Annotated in this window: 20 protein-coding genes; 4 read left to right on the plus strand and 16 right to left on the minus strand. The window is 72.6% G+C overall.

Annotated elements, in window-relative coordinates; genetic code table 11:
* Positions 1-2: 2 nt before the first annotated feature.
* From E6G06_06775 to E6G06_06825, 11 genes are all read right to left on the minus strand, one after another.
* Entirely contained in the window at positions 3-812 is an 810-nt protein-coding gene (locus tag E6G06_06775) for an LLM class flavin-dependent oxidoreductase (GenBank protein TML92244.1), read from the minus strand.
* Positions 797-1,753 carry an ROK family protein gene (locus E6G06_06780; protein ID TML92245.1) on the minus strand — a complete coding sequence of 319 codons (957 nt, stop codon included), beginning with the start codon at positions 1,751-1,753 and terminating at the stop codon, positions 797-799. Before E6G06_06780 ends, E6G06_06775 begins: the two co-directional genes overlap by 16 nt.
* A 21-nt stretch (positions 1,754-1,774) precedes the next feature.
* A complete protein-coding gene (locus E6G06_06785; GenBank protein ID TML92246.1) occupies positions 1,775-2,890 on the minus strand; it encodes a hypothetical protein in 1,116 nt (371 codons plus the stop codon).
* Between the two features lie 39 nt (positions 2,891-2,929).
* On the minus strand, positions 2,930-5,119 hold the full coding sequence (locus E6G06_06790) for a hypothetical protein (GenBank protein TML92247.1): 2,190 nt from the start codon (positions 5,117-5,119) through the stop codon (positions 2,930-2,932).
* Between the two features lie 55 nt (positions 5,120-5,174).
* Positions 5,175-5,492 carry a hypothetical protein gene (locus E6G06_06795; GenBank protein ID TML92248.1) on the minus strand — a complete coding sequence of 106 codons (318 nt, stop codon included), beginning with the start codon at positions 5,490-5,492 and terminating at the stop codon, positions 5,175-5,177.
* Positions 5,489-6,715 (minus strand): ArsA family ATPase, encoded by a 1,227-nt coding sequence (locus E6G06_06800; GenBank protein ID TML92249.1) that lies wholly within the window; start codon positions 6,713-6,715, stop codon positions 5,489-5,491. Before E6G06_06800 ends, E6G06_06795 begins: the two co-directional genes overlap by 4 nt.
* Positions 6,712-7,467: a hypothetical protein gene (locus tag E6G06_06805; protein ID TML92250.1), complete on the minus strand. Its 756-nt coding sequence runs from the start codon at positions 7,465-7,467 to the stop codon at positions 6,712-6,714. Before E6G06_06805 ends, E6G06_06800 begins: the two co-directional genes overlap by 4 nt.
* 136 nt (positions 7,468-7,603) lie before the next feature.
* Positions 7,604-8,731: a glycosyltransferase family 4 protein gene (locus tag E6G06_06810; GenBank protein TML92251.1), complete on the minus strand. Its 1,128-nt coding sequence runs from the start codon at positions 8,729-8,731 to the stop codon at positions 7,604-7,606.
* Positions 8,728-9,867, minus strand: coding sequence for a tRNA epoxyqueuosine(34) reductase QueG (gene queG / locus E6G06_06815; GenBank protein ID TML92252.1), 1,140 nt, complete (start codon positions 9,865-9,867; stop codon positions 8,728-8,730). The genes E6G06_06810 and queG overlap by 4 nt, the downstream gene beginning before the upstream one ends.
* Before the next feature lie 413 nt (positions 9,868-10,280).
* A complete protein-coding gene (locus tag E6G06_06820) occupies positions 10,281-11,570 on the minus strand; it encodes a hypothetical protein (GenBank protein TML92253.1) in 1,290 nt (429 codons plus the stop codon).
* Positions 11,531-11,740 carry a hypothetical protein gene (locus tag E6G06_06825; protein ID TML92254.1) on the minus strand — a complete coding sequence of 70 codons (210 nt, stop codon included), beginning with the start codon at positions 11,738-11,740 and terminating at the stop codon, positions 11,531-11,533. The genes E6G06_06820 and E6G06_06825 overlap by 40 nt, the downstream gene beginning before the upstream one ends.
* 27 nt (positions 11,741-11,767) lie before the next feature.
* Between E6G06_06825 and E6G06_06830 the strand changes: the two genes are divergently transcribed.
* The 3 genes from E6G06_06830 to E6G06_06840 are packed head-to-tail and all read left to right on the plus strand — an operon-like array spanning position 11,768 to position 15,508.
* Entirely contained in the window at positions 11,768-13,273 is a 1,506-nt protein-coding gene (locus E6G06_06830) for a DUF885 domain-containing protein (GenBank protein TML92255.1), read from the plus strand.
* Positions 13,270-13,782: a GNAT family N-acetyltransferase gene (locus E6G06_06835; protein TML92256.1), complete on the plus strand. Its 513-nt coding sequence runs from the start codon at positions 13,270-13,272 to the stop codon at positions 13,780-13,782. Before E6G06_06830 ends, E6G06_06835 begins: the two co-directional genes overlap by 4 nt.
* 58 nt (positions 13,783-13,840) lie before the next feature.
* Positions 13,841-15,508 carry a DEDD exonuclease domain-containing protein gene (locus E6G06_06840; protein ID TML92257.1) on the plus strand — a complete coding sequence of 556 codons (1,668 nt, stop codon included), beginning with the start codon at positions 13,841-13,843 and terminating at the stop codon, positions 15,506-15,508.
* On the opposite strand, the gene E6G06_06845 is transcribed toward E6G06_06840, so the two are convergent.
* Positions 15,489-16,364: a class I SAM-dependent methyltransferase gene (locus E6G06_06845; GenBank protein TML92258.1), complete on the minus strand. Its 876-nt coding sequence runs from the start codon at positions 16,362-16,364 to the stop codon at positions 15,489-15,491. The genes E6G06_06840 and E6G06_06845 overlap by 20 nt on opposite strands.
* A 56-nt stretch (positions 16,365-16,420) precedes the next feature.
* Here E6G06_06845 and E6G06_06850 point away from each other — a divergent pair, with 56 nt between their 5' ends.
* The gene (locus E6G06_06850; GenBank protein TML92259.1) at positions 16,421-17,347 is read left to right on the plus strand and encodes a hypothetical protein; all 927 of its coding nucleotides are present in this window, start codon (positions 16,421-16,423) and stop codon (positions 17,345-17,347) included.
* A gap of 7 nt (positions 17,348-17,354) precedes the next feature.
* On the opposite strand, the gene trpD is transcribed toward E6G06_06850, so the two are convergent.
* The 4 genes from trpD to E6G06_06870 all read right to left on the minus strand — a co-directional run bounded on the left by trpD (position 17,355) and on the right by E6G06_06870 (position 21,156).
* A complete protein-coding gene (gene trpD, locus E6G06_06855; GenBank protein ID TML92260.1) occupies positions 17,355-18,425 on the minus strand; it encodes an anthranilate phosphoribosyltransferase in 1,071 nt (356 codons plus the stop codon).
* Positions 18,425-19,594, minus strand: a complete 1,170-nt coding sequence (locus E6G06_06860; GenBank protein ID TML92261.1) for an acyl-CoA dehydrogenase — start codon at positions 19,592-19,594, stop codon at positions 18,425-18,427. The genes trpD and E6G06_06860 overlap by 1 nt, the downstream gene beginning before the upstream one ends.
* A gap of 96 nt (positions 19,595-19,690) precedes the next feature.
* Positions 19,691-19,924 (minus strand): WhiB family transcriptional regulator, encoded by a 234-nt coding sequence (locus E6G06_06865; GenBank protein ID TML92262.1) that lies wholly within the window; start codon positions 19,922-19,924, stop codon positions 19,691-19,693.
* Between the two features lie 224 nt (positions 19,925-20,148).
* Complete coding sequence (locus E6G06_06870) at positions 20,149-21,156, minus strand: ATP-binding cassette domain-containing protein (GenBank protein ID TML92263.1); 1,008 nt, start codon at positions 21,154-21,156, stop codon at positions 20,149-20,151.
* Positions 21,157-21,210 lie beyond the last annotated feature (54 nt).

The raw sequence follows: 21,210 nt of genomic DNA on the forward strand, positions 1-21,210 counted from the left end.
GGCTAGTGCGAGCTGTCGCGCGCCTCGGCCACCATTTGCACGGCGTCGGAGCCGGGACCCGTGTCGAGCGGGGAGCAGATCGCCCATGTGGCGCCTACCGCAGCGAGCGCGTCGAAGTGGCGCCGTAGGTCGTCGACGGTGCCGTGCACCAAACCGGCGCGGGGGCCGTGCCGCTCGAGCTTGGCCGCGGCCGCGGCGGTGGTGCGCCCGATCAGCACCTGCCCGCCCCAGGTGACCTCCACCCGCCGGCCGGCCGCGCGCGCCCGCTCGAGCACGTCGATCGCGTCCGCCGCGAAATCCTGCGCGCCCGTCGACCACCCGTTCCAGCCGTCGGCCTCGCGCGCGGCCGTCGACCGCAACCGCGCCGAGTTGCCGCCCACCCAGATTCGAGCCCCGACGGCACGGAGGCGCCGGCAACAGTCCTCCAGGTCGGCCACCCGGTCGGCCACCGAAGGGAAGGGCACCCCCGCCCGCTCGTTCTCGGAGCGGCTCAGCGAATCGCCGGTGCCGAGGCCGACGATCAGGCGATCAGCGAGCATGCGGTGCAACGTCTCCATCTCGTGGGTGAGCACCGCGTTGGCGAGCAGCGAGACCCGCGCGACGAGCGGACCGAGCACGACCCGGGTGGTCTCGACCGCGAGCGCGCCGAGCAGGACGCGCGACTGCAGCGCGGGGTCGTCGGGTCGGGCGATGGGCCAGAGATGGTCGAAGACGAACACACCGTCGAGGCCCAGCTCCTCCGCTCGGCGCGCGGTCGCCAACGCCTGTTCCGCGTCGTCGCGGAACTGCGGAAGCGTCAGTCCGACGCGCAAGCCAGCGCCGCCGCGCCCATGGCACCCGCGCGCTCACCCAGCTCGGCGGGCACGATGCTGATGACGGGCCGGCGATCCGCGGCCTCGACCAGGTCGGCGAACGCCACGCGGGTGGGCTCGAACAGGACGTCGCCCGCCTCCACCAGCCCGCCGCCGATCACGAACATCTCGGGGTCGAAGACGTTGGCGAGGTTTGCCAGTCCGAGCGCGAGCCACCAGGCGAACCGGCCGAAGACGGCTCGCGCGCCTGCATCACCCTCGATGGCCGCACGGGTGACGTGCTCGCCGCGCACCGCCTCGGGATCGTCGCCCGCGAGCTCGAGGACGCGCGGCACCTGGCCCGCGTGGGCGGCCTCGCGCGCCAGGCGGCCCAGCCCGCTCCCCGACGCGTAACGCTCCCAACACCCACGCTGTCCGCACGGGCACGGCGGTCCGTGGGGCTCGACGACCGTATGGCCGATCTCGCCCGCGAAGCCGTTCGCGCCGCGGTAGAGCCGTCCGTCGGTGATGATGCCGCCCCCGATGCCTGTCCCGAGCGTCGCCACCACGACGTGTTGCTTGCCCCGCGCCGCGCCGAGCTGGTGCTCGCCCCACGCCGCGCACGTCGCGTCGTTGTCGGCGCGCACGGGCAGTCCCAGGCGCGACGCCAGGCCCGCACGCAACGGCAACTGGTCGATGCCGGGCAGGTTCGGTGCCGCTCGCAACACACCGTCGCGGTCGACCAGACCCGGCGCGCCCACGCCCACCGCGGCCACCTCGCCTGCGGCCGCGGTCGCGTCGCGCAGCTCCTCCGCCACCGCGCCCAGCCCGTCGATGAGCGCGTCCTCTCCGCGCGGCGTCGGCTGCCTGCACTCCGCCACGACCTCGCCGTGTTCCGACAGGGCCACGCCGAGCACCTTGGTGCCGCCGAGGTCGAGGCCCAGCGTGAGCGTTTGCGTCACGTCGCTCGGAGCACCGTCGGCTCAGAAGCGGAGCAGCGCACCGATGCGACCGAGCACGTCGAGGTCCGCGTTCTGGCTGCACGTTTCGACTCGACAGGATTGGGCCAACGCCTCCTCGACCGCCTCCTCCACGACGTCGTCGACCCTCTCCATCGCATGGTTACAGACGGGGCACGCCCGGCCCTTCATGCCGACGTAGCCACACGACCGGCAGCGCCAGCCGGGTGCCTGGAAGTCGTCGGAGACGAGCAGCATCTCGACGCGACGCTCCACGAGCGCACGCAGCACCCCGTCGAGCCCGGCGACGCCGCCGTTGCCCGCACCGACGGCGTCGCGCAGCCGCTCGACGGCGGCCGCCTCCTTCTTCCGCTCGACCTGCGCCTCGACCTCCATCGCAGCAAGGCGGATGTCGTCGTCGCGCGCGTTCACCGGAACGGAGATGCGCGCCGCGATGCGCTCGCGAAGGTAGGAGTGGAGCTCACGCTCGAGCTCGCGGGCGATGTCGTCGGGCGCGCCGATGATGAGGTGGTCGAAGCCGGCGTCCTGGTGGACATCGAACGCGACCTGCGCGGCGCGGCGCAGATGCTGCTGGGCACGAGCCGCGGAGTGGTCACGCACGTGATCCTTCTTCCAGTCGCCCCGGTCGTCGTCGTGGCGTGGAAGCTGGTCGAAGCGTTCGCTCTTGTCGACGAGCTCACCGAGCTCGAACACGAAGAGCCGCGCGCGCTGTCGATCGGCCAGCAGGACCGCGAAACGCTCGTACTCGTCGATCACCCGCTCGAGCTCACGCACGTGCGGGGTGTCGTTCACCGCCAGATGGTTGTGCACCGGGACCGGCAGCTCGATGACGCGCCAGAAGCCGTGCGCGCTGCAGGAGAACATGGCCAGGCCTCGGGTGCGCGAGCGGTCGAGCCCACCCTTCACGAACTGCTCGATGCGGCCGAGGTCGGCGTCGACCGACTTCCCGCCGGGCCCGCGGTCGCGCTTCTGGCGGATCATCACCTCGAGCTGGAGCTCGTAGTCCTGTGGGCGAACGTAGCGGCGCCCGTCGACATCGAGGTAACACGATGTGACGGGCGCGCCATCGCCCTTGAACCCGGCCAGGTGGCGAACGACATCCTCGGTGATCGGGGTCACGTCACCTCCGTGAGCTTTGGAGTGACGTCGATCGTACCGTCAGGTCGCAGAGAGCGATTGCGGCGACAGGAAACGGCGCACCGACGCCCCCTTCGGCCCGAACAGGCGAGCCCAGGCCTCGATCTCGGGGTCGTCGCTGAGGTAGATGAGCTGGAACGCAGCCGTGAACCGCTCGAGCACGCCGATCGCCTTCTCGGTGGTCTCGACGGGCAGACCCGCGAACGCGTCTTCGATCACCAACGGCAGACTGCCCGCCTGACCCACGGAGCGCTGCCCCACGAGCCGGGCGAGCACGTAGACCTCGAGCTCGTCGACCTCGACCTCGCTCAGGTCGACCTCCGGCGCCCTCGGCATCGGCGGAGTAGCAAGCGCCGGCGCCGCTGCAGCCCGGCGCTCGACCTCGCTGTGCTCGAGCTCCTCGACGCGCATGGCCGCCTGCTGGTGCGCCGCGGTGGCGCCCGTCAGCTCTTCGCACAGCGAGACGACGCGCAGCTCCGCCGAGCGAGCGTTCTCCAGTCGGCTGGAGGCCTGGTTGCGGGCGCGCCGGGCCACCTCCTCGCGCTCGGTCGCCGCTTCGAACGCGGCGCGGGCCTCGTCGAGCTGCGCCTCCAGGCGCGTGAAGACCTGCACGGTCACGCTGGACTCGGCGGGCGTCACTGCCGCCTGCTCGTCGGGCGCGTCGGGCGCGTCGGGGTCTTCGGAGCGCGCGGCGTCCGCGGCCAACTCGTCGAGGTCGGACTGCAGGCCACCGAGCTCGGCCTGCAGCGCGGCCCGGCGGGCGTGGTCCTCGTCCGCGTACGCAAGCCACGCGGACGCCGAGGCGGCGGGATCGGCACCGGTCTCCGGCGACGCACCGACGGCATCGAGCGCGGCGAGCAGCTCGCGACACGCGGGCTCGGCGTCGACCGGGCGGCGCAGAGCCCGGAGCGCGCCCTCGACATCGACGCCGGGATCGTCGCCGAGGAGGTCGAACGCAGCCGCCCGCACGCGGTTGGTCTCCGCCGCCAGCTCCTGGGCCCGCTCATCGTCGGCCGCGGGCGCGTGCAGCTCCTCCCACACCGCCTCGGCGTCGGCGAGGGCGGCGTCGGCCCGGTCGGCGCGCTCCTGTCTGACCGGCGTGGACAGACCGGGGGCGGTGCGCAGCAGGTATGCGTGGTAGCTGGACAGTCCCAGCCGCTCGAGCAGCCCCTGCTCCGCGGCGCGGACGGCTTCGAGCCGGCGGCGGGCCAGCGGCCTCGGCCTGCGGCTGTTCTCCACCTTCTCCCCCGCCTCGACCACGGCTGCGTGGGCCGCCTCGATGTCGCGGGCGTCCTCGGGCGTGAGATCGTCGAGCCGGGCCATCTCGTGGGCGAGCGTGTGCTCGATGCGCGCCGCCTCGAGGGTTTCGAGCGCGGCCTCCACGAGCGACGTCGGCGCGACACGGGGCGGCGGCACCTGCGCGCGCCTCTCCTGCAGTGCCGTCCATGCGTCGGCCAGGGCCAGCGCCTCGTCGACCGGACGAGGGGGCAGCGCCTCGACTCGACGCAGCTCGGCGAGGGCCTCGGCCACCGGGGTCGGATCCGTTGGTGTGGTACCCAGTGCGGTGAGCAGCTCCTGGCGGCGGCCCTCGAGCGCCGATCGGCGATCCGCGTGGGCGCGGGTGTCGGCCCGGCGCTCGGCCGCCTCGGCCCGGGCCGCGTCGAGCGCAGCCTGTGTGCTGCGCACCCGCTCGGCCGCGTCGCCGCGCTTCCGGCGGGCGGTTTCGAGTGCGCCCTCCGCGGCGATCATGGCCGGCCGCGCGTCGGGGTCGAGCGCGATCCGGCCCGCCGCCAGCGCGAGCTCCGCGCCGGCGCGGGCCTCGCGCGCCTGGAGCAGCGCCAGACGGGCGTCGATGAGCTCCGCGCTCTCCTCGGGCTCCTCCGGCGGCGGCGGTGGGGGCGGCGGGGGCGGTGCCGGGTCGTCGTCCGCCTCGAGCACGCGGGCGCCCGGAAGGTCACTTGCCCGCAGGACGACGTTGATCTCGGGAGGGATCCCCAGCGCGGCGACCAGCTCCGCCGTCAGCCGGTGCTCCTGACCATCGACTCGGACGATCCCGTCGAGGCCGTCGAGGCGCCCGCAGAGGGCGCCGTTGACGAGGGCGGCCAGACGATGGCTCCGTTCGTGTCCCAACCCGACGACGACGGTGAGGCGTGGGTGCAGGTCGAGGACGAAGGGCCACTCGCCGCCGGCCCTGAGCTCGGCCAGGTACACGCCGGTAGAGAATACGCGGCCGACGCGCCCTGAAGCCTCTCGCGGGCCGACCGGTTCAGGACACGCGAATGTGCTCGACGCCCGGGCTCTGCTCGTGGCCTCCGGAGCCGGCCGGGCTCTGCTCGTGGCCTCCGGAGCCGGCCGGGCTCTGCTCGTGGCCTCCCGGGCTGGGTGGAACGATCCGTCCCGCGATGTTGGCGAGGGTGGCCGCCATGGCCGTCGCCTCGCCGGGCTCCTTCACCAGGTCCTCGGCCACGTCGAGGAACGCCCGTGCGGCGGCGATCATCTCGAGCGCGGCCGCCTGCAGGTGCGCGACCACGTCGTGAGCCCGGCTCGTGGCCTCCGGGGCCGGTCGGGCGCGCTGCTCGTTCACGAACGTTCCTCCTCGGTCGAGGTCTGGATGGGGGTGCGGCTGACGGTCTTGGTGAAGGTGACCTCGAGCCGGCCGTCCACCATACGGGCACCGGCGACCTGTCGTCGCTTGAGCGAGTCGGGCAACACCAGCGCCCGTCGGTGCGGCCCCACTCGGACGAACAGCTCTCCGTCATGGCGGCCCAGCTCCACGTCGTCGCGCTCGGTGAACGGCAGCTGGACCGACAGCACCGAGCTGGTGCCCCGGCGCTCCACCTTCACCGGCTCGCCGTCGTGCAACACCGACGAGGCGTCGACATCGCCGTAGAGGGTGTCGGCGAAGGCGCGCAGGCGGTCCACCCCCACCAGCTCGTGCTCGGCCAGCTCGGCGCGTAACACCGGGAGTGGGGCGAAGCCGGCCTCGATCGTCGACATGTGCTCGGCGTGCGCTTCCTTCCACGCCTTGAACCACGGATCGGTGACGGCGTCGGGAATGAGGCGGTTGGCGATGACCGCGTCGACGTGGTAGCCGAACAGCGAGAGGTACGTATAGGTGCGGCGGGCCTCGGCGATCACCATGCGCTCGGGGTTCACCACCAGTCGCACGCTCGAGCGCTCACCATCAGTCAGCAGCTCGCGCACACCATCGAGGCGCGCGTAGAAACGACGGGCGGCATCGAACACCGCATCGCCTGCGACGGGCACGGTCGTGACCCGCGACAGCAGCGGGCGCGCGATCCCGGTGAGGCGGCGACCGATCGGGAACAGGCGCTCCATGTACCACGAGAGGATGTCGGGAAGTGAGAGGAAGCGGAGGGTCTCGGCCGTCGGCGCGCAGTCGACGACGACGACGTCCCACTCCCCCGATGACGCGTATGCCTTGATGTCGGTGAGGCTGAAGATCTCGTCGAGACCGGGGACGACGGAGAGCTCCTCCGCCTCGATCGCGTCGACGCCGGCCCAGCCGAGCAGCTCGATCATGTAGGCCTGGATGTCGGCCCACGCGTCCTCCATGCGCTCCTGCGCGTCGAGCTGCTGGCCCCAGAGGGTGTCGGTGATCGGTGTGCCGACCGCGCTCAACGGGCGGTCGAACGCATCGGCGAGCGAATGGGCCGGGTCGGTGGACAGGACGATGGTGCGGAGGCCCGCATCGGCGCAGCGCAGGGCGGTGGCAGCCGCGGCCGTCGTCTTGCCGACGCCGCCTTTCCCGGTGAAGAGAAGGATGCGAGAGGTGGTGGCGCTCATTCCGACGAAGCCACGCCCCGGGTGGCCTCGTCCGACTCGACCTTGCGCTTCAGCTCACGCAGCGCGGTCCCGATGATCTTGCCCTCGGCGCGTCGCTTGATGAAGCCGGGAAGGGGAACCACGAGCTCGATGGCCAGCTCGTAGAGCACCTCGGTATCGGGCCCGTGGGCCTCGAACACGTAGTGCCCGTCGAGCCGGCGCATGATGTCGCTCTCGACGAGACCCCACGAAATCTCACCTGGCATCCCGGAGTAGTCGTAGTCGAGGGTGTAGCGCGCGCTGCGGCCCATCGCGGCCACCCGATAACCGACGCGTGTCGCGCGACCCTCGGCGTCGCGATCGATGACGGTAGCCTCCTTCACGTCGGCCGCCCATACCGGGTACCTCTCGAAGTCGAGCACGACCTCGAGGCAGCGCTCAGGTGGCGCGTGGATCGTCATCCGCTCGGTCGCCCTGTCGGCCATCGACCGCGAGGCTACCGGGGCTCGAAGCGGCCGTGCCTCGCCGCCCAGAGGCCGCAGAGCGACAGCCCCCACATCGGCGCGAGGACGCCCGTGGCCTGCGACGTGAACGGGCGCGCCGCGGCCGCCGCTACCGCCGCCACAACCTCGACCGCGAGCGATGCCAGCAGCAGGCGCCGCACCGGGCGGGGCGTCCCGCCCCCCATCAGGAAGAAGAGCATCGCCACCGTGATGTCGTCGGTGCGACTGCGCCGCACCGCGCGCAGGAACGCCGCGCCGAACAACACGCATCCGCCGCCGAACAGCGCAGCCGACACCGCGCTCGACATACCCGAGAACGGCCGCGGCGCGACGACGCCGAGCGCCGAGGAGATCGTGAACACGGCCGTGCCCGCCCACGACACCTCGATGATGCGCGCCCCCTCGGTCACGAGGGCGCGGGGGCGCCCAACGCCGCGTGCAATCGGCTCGCCAGCACGTCGTAGGCGAACGCGGCCTCGGCGCGCGCGCGGGCCGCCGTCCCCAGCTGCGCGCGCATCGGTTGATCGTCGAGCAGCCGGCTGAGGGCGGCCGCCACGTCGTCCGGACGCCCGGGACGGCGGACGACCAGTCCGGTCTCGCCATCGATCACGGCCTCGGCCGCGCCGCCGCTGTCGCCCGCCACCTGCGGCACCCCGCAGGCGGCGGCCTCCAGGAACACGATGCCGAAGCCCTCCTGCTCGAGGCCCGCCCAGCGGGTGCGACACGCCATCGCGAACACGTCGGCGCACGCGTACAGCGCGGGCAGGTCGTGGTTGGGGACGCGCCCGAGGAAACGCACCGGGGCCTGCCGGCGGGCCGCCAACCGCTCGAGGTGGCGACGGTCGCGGCCCGCGCCGGAGATGGCCAGCTCGAGACCCGGGTACGCAACGACGAGACGCGCCGCCGCCTCGATCAGCACGTCGAAGCCCTTGCGCGGCACGAGGCGGCTGACGCCCACCACGAGCAGCCCGTCGGCCGCGAGACCGAACCGTTCGCGCTCGACGCCGCGCCGCGCCGCCTCGAGAGGTACGAAGCGCTCGACGTCGACCCCGGGCGGCACGACCGTCAGCGGCAGGTCGCACCCGGCCGCCCGTCGCGCCTCGGACGCCGGATAGCCGCCGGCCGCGATCACGTGACTCGCCCCGCGCAGCACGCGCCCCAGCAGACCCGCGACTCCCGGAAGCCGGCCGGGCACCGTGATCTCGGCGCCGTGCACCACGATGCCGTACGGCCGCTCGAGCCGGTTGCCCACCATGCCCACCGGCAGGGCCGGGTCGAGCAGGACGAGGTCGGCGTCGATCTCCGCCGCGAGCCCGTCGATCCGGCGCACGAGGTGTCGACGCGGGAGCAGCAGCCGCTCGGCCATCCGCTCGACGCGGAAGGGCTGCTGTGCGTCGAAGGCCCGTCCGCCGTCGTGCGCGGTGGTGAGGACGGCGAACGTGTCCGCGGGCAGCCGGCGCCACAGCTCCCAGAGATAGGACTGGATCCCCCCCACCTTGGGCGGGAAGTCGTTGGTGACGAGCAGGTGCGTCACCGGCCGGCCTCAGCGGCCGGGAGCGGAGAGCGCGCCCACGCGCGCACGTCGGCCAGCACCGAGGGATCGCGCTCGTGCGCGAGCCCTTCGTCGACCAGGTCGGCGCGGCCCAGGCGGTCCGCGGCCCACAGCGCGTGGGCGCGCACGAGCGGGTCGGCATCGACCACCGCCCGCCGCAGGGCCGCGGCCACGTCGGGATCGGACCCGTCGCCGACGTTGCCCAACACGACGAGCGCGTTGCGCCGGAGGTAGCGGGGCTCGCGGCGGGGGATGTACCACCGCCCGAACCGGGCGAGAAGCTCGTCGTCCGACAGTGACAGCACCTCGAGCACCGGCACCCACGGCCCGGCGCCGTCGCCCGCGGGCGGCGGTGGCTCGGCGCGGTCGCCGAGGCGGTTGGGAGGGCAGACGTCCTGGCAGTCGTCGCAGCCGTAGAGCCGGTCGCCCAGCGCGACCCGGAGCTCGACCGGGAACGGGCCCGGCGCCTGCACGAGTGCGGCGAGGCACCTGCGGGCGTCGAGCACGCCCGGCGCCACGAGCGCGCCCGTGGGACATGCGGGCAGGCAGCGTCGACATGACCCGCAGCCGTCGGCCACCCGCTCCGCGGCGGCGGGCAGTGGCGCGTCGGTGATGACCGACCCGAGCACGAACCACGAGCCGCGCCCCGGCAACAGCACATTGGTGTTCTTGCCGTACCAGCCCAGACCCGCGCGCGCCGCGGCGGCGCGGTCGACCAGCGCGTTGTCGTCGGCCAGCACACGGGCGCGCCAACCGTCGGCCTCCAGCTTCCGGGCCACGTGCCCGAGCGCGTCACGGAGGGGCGTGTAGTGGTCGGCCCAGGCGTAGCTCGCCACGCGTGCGAGGGGTCGGCCGGCACGGGGGCGGTGCGCGTGCCGCCGATAGGAGCGGGCGCCCACGACCAGGGCCCGCGCGCCCGGCAGCGCGCGCGTCGGGTCGGTGGCGCGCTCCGGGTTGCCATAGGTGAAGCGGAGTGCGCCGTGCAGCCCGGCCGCCTTCCGCTCGATCAGGGCCCGGCGGGCCGCCGAGAACGGCTCGGCCGATGCCACACCGACCGCGTCGAGACCGGCGGCCAGCCCCAGGGTTCGCAGCTCGTCGACATAGGCGGCCGAGGTCACGGCCCCATGCTTCCACCCCTCCGGCCTCTCACCCCGTGCGACGGATGTGCCGGAGGTCGGGCACCAGCCCCGCCTGCGAGAGGAGCCGCACCGCCCGGGCCTCGCCCACGTCGATCACCACGGCCTGACCCGGCTCCCGTCCGCAGATGAAGGTGACGACGCAGTCGTCGCATGCCTCGGTGTGCTGCATGGCGCATTCCTCACAGCTGATCGTCAAAGCCTCGGTCACAGTGACTCCTCTCCAACTTGTCGCGCGCAACCACCGTCACAGTGGGTGAGCGCACCAAGAAGCCGAACCGCCTGAAGATGACCCTATCCGGGGGGTACGACAGTGCTCTGGCCCGCCGATCCTTCTCGTCGCGCTCGACCACCGTCACGGTGGTCGAGCGCGACAAGAAGGCTGGTGGGGCGGGTCAGCGGCGCAGTGCGGCGAGGAGCTGGGCGGACGAGACGACGTTGGCGCCGGCGGCGTGGGCGCCCTCGCGCACCCGCCGGTCGTTCGAGGCCACCGTGACCGGTCGGTGGGAAGGTATGGCGCCCGCCCGGGCGATGACCACGTCGTCGGCCTCGACGCCGGGGGGCGAGAACGACACCCTCACTCCCCGTCGGGCGCCGATGGCCCGGGCCGAGGTGTCGGCTGAGCCGTCGAACACCACCTCCACCTCGGCACCGGTGCGCGCCACCAGCTCCGCGAGCGCGTCGACGAGCCGGGCGCGCTGGTCGGGGATCGGCAGGCCCGGCCATCCGAGCATCGTCACGTTGTAGCCGTCGACGAGAAGCACCATGCCGTTGACCCGCACGAGGAACACGGCCGCCTCGTCGGAGTCGTCGAACACCGCCGGGGGCAGCGGCACGGGCTTGCGTCGCGCCGCCTGCGATGGCGACGGCGACGCCGGCAACGGCGGCGCCCCGGCGTTGGCATCGGCCGGGGGGTCGACCGCATCCGGCGCGGTGTCGTAGGCGTGCAGTGCTGCGGTCGCGGTGGCGAGCTGGTGTCGGAGCCGGTCGGCCGCCGCGGACGCACCCTCGACCGCGCTCGCGACGGCCGCGATGTCGACGACGGGCGCCTGCGCGGCGAGCTCGGCGCGCAGGCGCGCCACCTCGGTCGCCGCGGCTTGCGCGTCGCCGCGTCGCCGCTCGCGCTCGTCGCGCGCCGCGGTCAACCGGTCCGCGAGCTCGGCGGCCCGGCGCGACGCGTCGGCGCTGACCCGCCGTTCCTCGGCGAGCGCGACTGTCGCCCGGGCGAGCTCGCGCCGCACCTCCGCCAGGTCCAACTCGAGGCGGGCGACCGTGGCCTCGAGGCGCGACAGCTGACGGCGCGCGTCCTGCTCGGCGCGTTCTTCGGCCGCTGCGGCCTCGAGCTCGGTGCGCACCTGTGCCGATTGCTCGAGCTCGGTGTCCCACCCGTCGGGCCGCGTCAGGAACAACCACCCTTCCCGGCCCACCTCGCTCTCGTCCGTGGCGGCGGCGACCCGCGCGCGGAACTCGGCGTCGGCCTCGAGCACGCGCCGGGTCGCGGCCAGGGCAGCGGGCGGGAGGCGAGCGAACCGGAGGAACGGCAGCAGCCCGGTCGGCGCGGGCAGCGGCGGCATGCTCGCCTCGCCGGCCCGCGCCACCTCCATCGCCGCCGCCAGCGCCCGCCGCAGCCGCGCGTCCGGCGTGGTCAGGCGGGAAGCACCTCGACCGCCCGGCCGTGGCCGCACCAGCGGCACGACACGTCCTCGACGACGTGCGAGATCACCTCTTCGTCTTCGACGGTCAGACTCCCGCCCACGCTGAAGTGGTGGAACTCCTTCGTGCGCCGGGTGACGGTGACGTCGAAGCGCGTGAGGTTCCCGCAGGCGGCGCAACGGTATCGGGCGTCGTTCTCCACGTGGGCCGTACTCTAACCTCGGCCGCCATGGACGCCCGGCTGCGCGCGGTGTGCGACCTGATGACCGCCGAGGTCCGCGAGTACGCAGGGCTGCACGACTACGACGGCGAGGTGCAGGACCTGTCCGACGCAGGCATCCGGGCCGGCGTGGCGCGACTCGGGGGCCCACCGCTGCCCGACGCGCACGACGACGCCCATCTGTCGGCCTTCGAGGACTGGGCGCGCGCCTACTTCATCGAGGCGGAGGAGCACCGGCGGAACCCCCTCGTCCACCTCGGCAACCTCGACCTGGCCGTCTACGACCGCGAGTATGCGCCGTCCGACCAGCGGGCCGACGCACGTCGCCGCCATCTGGCGAAGTGGCCCGACGCCATCGACGCCTCCATCGGTGCGCTCGACCGCGTGAGCGCGCCGGTGGCGCGCGGGCTGCTGGACGCGGTGCGGGGTCTGGCGGCCGACCTCGGGGACGACCCGATCGCCACCGCGGCGCGGGCTGCCCATGGCCGCCTGACCGACCACATCCGCGGCCTAGCAGAGACGGGCGACCCCGATCCCGCGCTCGGCGGCCCGCTCCTTGCCCGCGTCATGGGCTCGATCGAGGCGATGCCCGTCGCGCTCGGGCGCCTCGCGGAACGCGCCGACGCCGAACGCGACCGCCTGCGCGCCTGGCTCGTCGACGCGTGCGCGCGGCTCGAACCGGGCACGGCGGCCGCCGAGGTGATCACCAACCTTCTGCACGACCACCCCGACGCCGACGGTGTGCTCGAGGAAGCGCGCGCCCAAACCGACGAGGTGATCGCGTTCACCATCGCGCACAACCTCGTGCCCGGCCTCGACGGCGAGTGTCGGGTCGGCCCGGCGCCCCCGTCGCGGCGCTGGGCCATGGCGATGATGAGCCCGGCCGCACCGTTCGAGGACGACGGACCGTCCTGGTACCACGTCACCCCTCCCGACACCGAGTGGCCACAGGCCAAGCAGGAGCAGTGGCTGCAGGTCTTCAGCCGCACGACGCTGCCGGTCATCACCGCCCACGAGGTGGCGCCCGGTCACTTCGCCCACAGCCGGGTGCTGCGTACCATGTCGACCGACGTGCGGCGCTCCCTGCACTCGCCCGCTTTCGTCGAAGGGTGGGCGCACTACACAGAAGAGCTCTGCGTCGAGGAAGGGTTCCGCGCCGACGACCCCCGTTTCGTCATCGGTGTCGCGCTCGAAGCCCTGGTCCGCGTCACCCGACTCGCGGTCGCCATCGGGCTGCACACCCGCAGCATGACGATGGACGAAGCCGTGCACCGCTTCGAGGACGACGCCCACCTCGAGGGTCCCGCGGCGACCAGCGAGGCGGCGCGCGCCACCTTTGACCCGACCTACGGCCGCTATACGTGGGGCAAGCTCGAGATCGTCGCTCTGCGCTCGGAGGCGCAGGCCCGTTGGGGCCGGCGCTATTCGCACCCGCGGTTTCACGAGCAGCTGCTCGAGCTCGGCTCTCCTCCGCTCGGCCTGATGGGCGCGGCCCTCGGCGACGGCGCCGAGTGACAGTGGCCGAGCTCGAGACCGACCGGCTCTTGTTGCGGCAATTCCGCTCCGGCGATCTCGACGCGTTCGCGCGCATGAGCCGCGACCCCGACGTCATGCGCTTCATCGGTGAAGGAAGACCGCAGAGCCGCGACGAGGTCTGGCGCGCCATCGCCCTGCATCTCGGCCACTGGCAGCTGCGGGGCTACGGCAACTGGGCCGCGGTCGAGAAGGCGACGGGCGAATGCGTCGGACGCATCGGCCTGTGGAACCCCGAGGGCTGGCCCGGCCTCGAGGTGGGCTGGCTCCTGGCCCGCTCGCATTGGGGCCGGGGCCTGGCCACCGAAGCCGGGCGGGCCGCGCGCGACTGGGCCTTCGCGACGCTGGGCATCGACCACCTCATCAGCGTGATCCACCCCGACAACACAGCGTCGATCCGCGTGGCCGAGAGGCTCGGCGAGAACTTCGAGCGGCGCTCCGAGATCCGGGGAACGCCGGTGCTGATCTACGGGATGAGCCGACCCGTCTAGCCCCCCCCACCGAACGCATGTTCGTGCTCGAACGTGTGTTCGTCTAGCCTTGCGGCCCATGCAGCGGTCGTTCGACGACCTCGGCGCCCCGCTCGCCCAGGTCACCTTCTGCGTCCTCGACCTCGAGACCACCGGCGCTTCTCCCGAGATGTGCGCGATCACCGAGGTGGGCGCGATCAAGGTGCGGGGAGGCGAGTGCCTCGGCACCTTCCAGACCCTCGTCAACCCGGGCGCGGCGATCCCGCCCGCCATCACCGTGCTCACCGGCATCACCGAGGCCATGGTGCTCCCGGCGCCGCCCATCGACGAAGTCCTGCCCGCGTTGCTCGAGTTCGTCGGCGGAAGCGTGGTGGTGGGCCACAACGTGCGCTTCGACCTCGCCTTCCTGCACGCGGCGATGCGACGGTCGCAACGGCCGCGTCTCGCCAACCGCTGGACCGACACGTGCGCCATCGCCCGGCGCCTCGTACGCGACGAGGTGCGCGACTGTCGCCTCCTCACCCTCGCCAACCACTTCCGTCTCCCCCACCAGCCGTGTCATCGCGCGCTCGACGACGCGCTCGCCACGGCCGACCTGTTGCACGCGCTGCTCGAACGCGCGGGCAGCCTCGGCGTGCTCGGCCTCGACGACCTGCTCGAGCTGCCGACCATCCGCGCCCATCCCCAGGTCAACAAGCTCCGGCTCACGGCCAAGCTGCCTCGCCGGCCGGGCGTCTACGTCTTCCGGGGTCGGGGCGACCGGGTGCTCTACGTCGGCAAGGCCACCGACCTGCGGTCGCGCGTGCGCTCGTACTTCTCGGGCGACACCCGCCGCAAGGTGGCCCAGCTCCTGCGGGAGGTCGAGCGCATCGACCATGTGGTGTGCACCAACACGTTGGAGGCCGGGGTGCTCGAGGTTCGCCTCATCCACGAGCACCTGCCTCCGTTCAACCGCCAGGCCAAGCTCTGGGGCCGCTACGCCTACCTCAAGCTGACGCTCGACGAGCGCTGGCCCCGGCTGTCGATCGTGCGGGTTCCGAAGCGCGGAGACGGGTGCCTCTACCTCGGCCCCCTGGCGTCGCGCGGCGCGGCACGCCTCGTCGCCGACGCCATCGAGACCGCCGCGCCGCTCCGCCGGTGCACGCAACGGCCCGGCCGAGACCAACGGGCATGGCCGTGCGCGCCCGCGCAGCTCGGAGTGGCGGCGTGCCCGTGCGCAGGCACGAGCTCCGACGCCGAGTACGGCGCGGTGGTCGACCGCGTCGTGCGCGGCCTCACCGTCGAGCCCGGCCTGCTGCTCGAGCCGCTCGGCGCGCGCATGGCGGCGCTCGCGTCCGCCGGCCGTTTCGAGGAGGCGGCCGACATACGCGATTGCGCCGCGGCCCTGGCCCGGGCGCTCCACCGGCAGCGGCGGCTCGAGGGTTTGCGCCGCGCCGGACGCATCGAGCTGCTGGCGCCCGACGGGCAGGGCGCGGTGCTCGACGGGGGCCGCCTCCTCGCGCCGGGCACGCTCCTCGACCCGCCGCCGGCCGACGCCGACGACCTCGACCTGCCCCTCCCGCGTCATCTTGCCGACGAGCTGGCGTGCGTCGGCACCTGGCTCGACGCGGAGGCCGGGCGGCTGCGCCTCGTGCACTGCGACGGTGAGCTCGCCTCGCCGCTCCCCCGCCTCCCCCGCTTCGAGCCTCGCCGCACCCAGGCGCGCGACCGGCCGAGTCGGGTGCCCCTCAGCGTGGAGGTGGTTTGAACGTGCTGACGGGGTGCCGCACGGCCCGGAGCGCGGGGCCCACCGGCGAAACGGCCAGGCGGCGCCTGGCCCGACGCGGCAGGGTCGACAGTGGCTGCCGGTCGCGCTTCTCCTTCGGACGCCGACGGCGGGCGCGCTGCTCGATCAGGCGCGCGGGATCGTCGGCGCGGAACGGGCGGGAGGGCAGCAGCTCGCGCACCAGGTTCCAGTCGTCGGGCACCAGGTTGAGCTTCCCGTCCTTGTCCTCGTCGAGCACCGAGTAGCTCATGTCGATGTAGCGCGCGCAGATCTCGTCGTACTGATCGGCGAGCACGGTGGAGGAGTTGTCGAGGCCGCGCACGATCGCCAGGCCGGTCGGAGGCACGTCGACGGTGGCGATGCGCAGGTCGGGCCGGTACTCCTTCAAGCAGAGCAGGACCTTCCAGACGTCGCCCGTCCACCGGTTTTGAACCTGCACGCGTGCCGAGGTCTCCGCGTCGAACGGCTTGCAGTCGTGGAAGAGGATCGTCGACTCGGCGTGACAGAACCGCTCGAGGTGGAGAAAGTCACGGAGCGCGTACTCGAAGAGATGCATCCCGTCGACGAACGCGAGGTCGAGGTCGTTGCCCCGCAGCACCTGCCTGAGGTCATGACGCTCGAAGAAGTCGTCACTGCCCTCCGAAAAGACCTGGGCGGACTTGTCGATGGCGAAGCGGATGTTGGGCTCGGGATCGATGCCGACTGCGATCGTGCCCGGAAGCGCGAGCCCGAGCGACTTCCCGGTGCCGATACCGACCTCGACGTAGGTGCGCGGCAACACATGGCAGTGGATGCGGTCGAGGAGCTTCATGTACTTCCCCGAGGGATCAGCCGGCACGACGCCATGGTAAGGCACGCCGGACCGCGCTGACGGGGCCGCCTAGGCTCGCGGTCGTGAAGGTGGCGACTCTCGCGGAGCTGCCCGCCGAAGAGGCGCGCGCGGTGGTGATCAACGTCGGCACCGACCTCACCGCCACGCTGGCCCTGGCCAGCATCCGCTTCCGCACGTCGCTTCCCGCCCTCCTCGTGTCGTGCGACCCCACACTCGAGAGCGCGGCCCGCTTCGACCGGCTCATGCGCAAGTGGGAGTTCGACGTCATCGAGCGGCCGGTCCGGTCCCACGGCGAGACGCTCGACTGGCTGTTCTCGGGGATCCGAGCCGACAAGGTGCTGCTCGTCGACTCCGACGCCGAGCTCCGTGACCCGGCGTGGGTCGACCGCATCCTCGGCTACGTCGACCACCCGCTCGTCTTCGGCGCCGGGTTCGTGCACCGGCCCGTGATCAAGCCACACACGCTCAACCCCGAGCACGCCTACACGCCATGCCTGCTCCTGCGCGCAGCCGACGTCCGGGAGGCGTTGCGGGCGGGCGCCACGTTCCGGTTCCACATCGTCTACAACGACTTCCGGTTCAACCGCCGGGTCGCCCGAGTGCTGGCCAGTCGCCTGCGGCACGAGTTCGCGCCCCGCAACGGTCGGGTCGAGCGGCTGCCCGAGCCGCTGCGGGCGCGCCTGGCTCGCAGCACCCTCCCCTGGCTGCGATGGGCTCGGGTCGAGCACCAAGGCCTGCGGCCCAGCCTCGTCGTGTACGACACCGGTTCCGAGGTGTACTCCTGGTGCCGGCATCACAAACGGCTTCTCTTCGCCGGCCTGCCCGCCGCGGTGATCGGCGACGAGCTCGTCCACTACGGCGGCGTGACCCGGGGACAGGTGCCCGGCGGGGGTGGCCGCCGGGCACCGGTCTCGATCGATGCGATCGAGGATGAGGTGCGCGAGCGGTTGCTCACGGAGTACGGGCTCGACTGGGACGAGGTCGCCTGACGCGCGCTCAGGCGCGCGCCGCTTCCCGCTGCGACACCTCCGCCAACCGCACGAGCACTTCGGCCGCGCGACCGTCGTCGACCGCGGCGGTGGCGGCGGCCAAGCCGTCGACGAGGTCCTCGGCCCGACCCGCGGCCACGATGCCCGCCGCCGCGTTCAGCAACGCGAACTCCCGGTGCGGGCCACGTTGGCCGTCGAGCACCCGGCGGGCGAGATCCGCGTTCGTAGCGGCGTCGTCGCCTCGCAGGGCCGCGCCGTCGACTGGCTGGAGCCCGAGCTCCACGGGGTCGACGACGTACGTGCGCACGCCACCGTCGCGCAGCTCGAGCACGGTCGACGTGGTGGTGAGCGTGAGCTCGTCGAGCCCGTCGTGCCCGTAGACGACGAGGGCGCGCTCGGTGCCGTTGGCCTCGAGCACCCCGACGACCTTCTCGGCCATGTTCGGGTCGCTCACCCCGAGCACCTGACGACGGGCGCGCGCCGGATTGGCCATCGGGCCGAGGAAGTTGAACACGGTGGGCACGCCGAGCTCGCGGCGCGTCGGTCCCACGTGGCGCAGCGCGGAATGGAAGCGCGGCGCGAAGCAGAACCCCATGCCCGCCTCCTGCACACAACGGGCAACGCCATCCGGCCCGATGTCGATGGCAACCCCGAGCGCCTCGAGCACGTCGGCCGACCCGCACGCGGACGAGGCGGCCCGGTTGCCGTGTTTGCACACCGGGGCGTCGGCGCCGGCCACGATGAACGCGGCGATAGTCGACACGTTGATCGTGTGGCTCCGGTCGCCGCCAGTGCCGCACGTGTCGACGACGTCGAGGCCCGCAGGGAGCGGAACCGGCTCCGCGAACGCGAGGAGTGTCGCGAGCATCCCGGACATCTCCTCGACCGTCTCGCCCTTCATCCGCAGCGCGACCATGAACGCGGCCATCTGCGCCGGTGACGCCGATCCCTCGAGGATCTCGGCGAGCGCGGCGCCCGCCTGGACCGACGTGATGTCGCGCCTCGACGTAAGCGCGCCGAGCACCGCGGCCCACCCGCCGACCTCCTCCAGCGTCACCACGTTGGCGCCCACTCGCATCAGTCCCACCAGAGGTCGCGGTCGAGCACGCCGCGCGCGATGAGGCCCAGCTGCACCTGCGAGGTGCCCTCGACGATCGTGAGCTGCTTCGCGTCGCGGTAGTAGAGCTCGGTGGGGTGGTCCTTCATGTAGCCCGCGGCGCCCAGCAACTGCAGGCACACGCCCGAGGCCTTCACCGCCAGCTCGGTGGAGTAGTACTTGGCCATCGACAGGTAGGGCACCCACTCCTTGGTGAACTTGCCCTGGTCCGCCAACCAGGCGGCGCGGTACGTCAGCAGGCGTGCCGCTTCGATCTCGGTGGCCAGCTTGGCGATCTCCCATTGGATCGCCTGGAAGTCGGCAACGGTGCGGTTGAACGCGGCGCGCTGCTGCACGTACTCCGTGGCGTACATGAGCGCGCCCTCGGCCAGCCCGATCCCCCGTGCGGCCACGATCGGGCGCATGGAGTTGAGCCCGAGCATGGCGAGCCGGAACCCACCGATCTCCCCCACCACGTTGGCGTCGGGGACGTGCACGTCGTGCAGCAACAGCTCGCCGGTGTCGACGCCCCGCACCCCCATCTTGCGATCGAGGTTCCCGACCTCGACGCCGTCCCATGCCCGCTCGACGATGAAGCAGCTGACCGAGTCGTGGCTCCGATCGGCGGGATCGGGGGACGACTTGGCGAACACGCAGTACCAGTCGGCCTGGGCCACGCCGCTCATCCAGCACTTGGTGCCGTCGAGGCGCCAGCCGTCGCCGTCGCGCACGGCTCGCGTGCGCATGCCCATGACGTCGCTTCCCGCCTGCGGCTCGGACAGGCCGAAGCCCGCGCGCTGGGTGCCCTCGGCCACCGGACGCACGTAGCGCCGGCGTTGCTCGGGCGACCCGGCGATCACGACCGGGCCCGTCGGCAGGCGCGTCAGCAGCAGCATGAGGGCGGCCGTGTTCGAGTACTTCGCCACCTCCTCGATAGCGACGGTCAGCCCGAGGATGCCGGCGCCCGACCCCCCGTCCTCCTCCGGAGCGAAGAGGCCGAGCAGACCCGCGTCGCGGAAGATCTCGAACAGGTCCTGCGGGTACTCGCCGGTGTCGTCGATCTCACGCGCCCGGGGCCGTACCTTGTCCTGTGCGAGGCGGCGCACGGACTCCTGGAGCGCGGCCAGCTCCTCGGACAGCTCGAACATCATGGCCGTGAAGCTACAGGGACAGTGAAGCTACAGGGCCGCCGAAAAATGGCAACGAGCCCCCTCGCGGAGGCTCGTTGCAGGGAGAGCGGGAAGCCGTCAGGCCGACTTGCGGCGCTGTCGGACGATGCGCCGGCGTTCCTTCTCGGTCGCGCCGCCCCAGATGCCGTCGTGCTCGCGGTGGCTCAGGGCGTACTCGAGGCAGGGGGTGCGGACCGCACACGCGTTGCAGACCGACTTGGCGGTGTCTGCGGCGTCATCCGAGGTCGGGTAGAAGATCTCGGGATCCAAGCCCCGGCATGCCGCCTTCTGGCGCCAGGACAGATTCGTCACGGGGGATCACTTCCTTACTGTGTCTGGTTCCAAACCGCCACACCGCGGCCACTCGGACGGGGCGAGCCGCGCAGTGGACTGCAGCTGGACCCTCGATTCTTGAACATGGTGGTTGCGAAAGTCCAGGGGATTCTCCGGGCCGGCTCTGGGGTTTTTCATCGGCCGGCCGAGGCCTTGGCTGGAGCACAACCTCCGGGGGGTTCCCGGGACGGAAAGGGACCGGTCTAGGCCGCCGTCACGGGCTCGTCAACCGGGAAGTGGCACGCCACGAAGTGGTTCGGTCGGATCTCCCGCATGAGGGGCTCGTCCGAGGCGCAGACGTCCTGGGCCCGGGGGCAGCGGGTGCGGAACCGGCAGCCGCTCGGCGGGTTGATCGGCGACGGCAGCTCGGTCGACTTCAGCGGCTCGACCCGGTCGCTCGCGACCACCGGCTCGGGCGTGGGGATCGACGCCAGCAGCGCGTTGGTGTACGGGTGGGCGGGCTCGCGGTAGAGGACGTCGGCCTGCGCCAGCTCGCAGAGCTTGCCCAGGTACATCACCATCACCCGGTCGCTGATGTTCTTCACGACCGACAGGTCGTGGGAGATGAAGAGCATGGTGAGGCCGTAGCGGGCCTTCATGTCCTCGAGCAGGTTGAGGATCTGCGCCTGCACCGACACGTCGAGGGCCGACACGGGCTCGTCACAGATGAGCAGCTTCGGGTCGACGATGAGGGCGCGGGCCAGGCTCACCCGCTGACACTGGCCGCCGGAGAACTGGTGCGGTCGCCGGTCGCTGACGTCGGGGTCGAGCCCGACCGTCTCCAGCACCGAGTTGACGCGGTGGCGACGCGCCTCCTTCTCGCCGGCGATGACGAGCGGCTCGGCCACGATGTCGCGCACGCGCCGGCGGGGGTTCAGCGACGAGACCGGGTCCTGGAAGATGAGCTGCATGCGCCGGCGGGTCTTGCGCAGCTCCTCCCCCTTGATCTTCGTCAGGTCGCGTCCTTCGAACATGACCGCTCCCGACGTGGGTCGCGGGAGCTGGATGATGGCGCGACCCGTGGTCGACTTGCCGCAGCCCGACTCACCCACCAACCCGAGCGTCTCCCCCTCCATCACGTCGAGGCTGATGTCGGACACCGCGTGCACCTTGCCGCCGCGCCCGGAGGGGAACTCGACGACGAGGTGCTCGACCCGCAGCAGTGACGCGCCGTTCTCTTCCCGGAGGTGGGCGGTGCCGCTGCCTGCCATCAGGCGCCCACCTCGACCTCGGCGACCGACGGGTCGAGGACGGTGCCGACGGCG

It is taken from the genome of Actinomycetota bacterium (assembly GCA_005888325.1).
Classification (GTDB): domain Bacteria; phylum Actinomycetota; class Acidimicrobiia; order Acidimicrobiales; family AC-14; genus AC-14.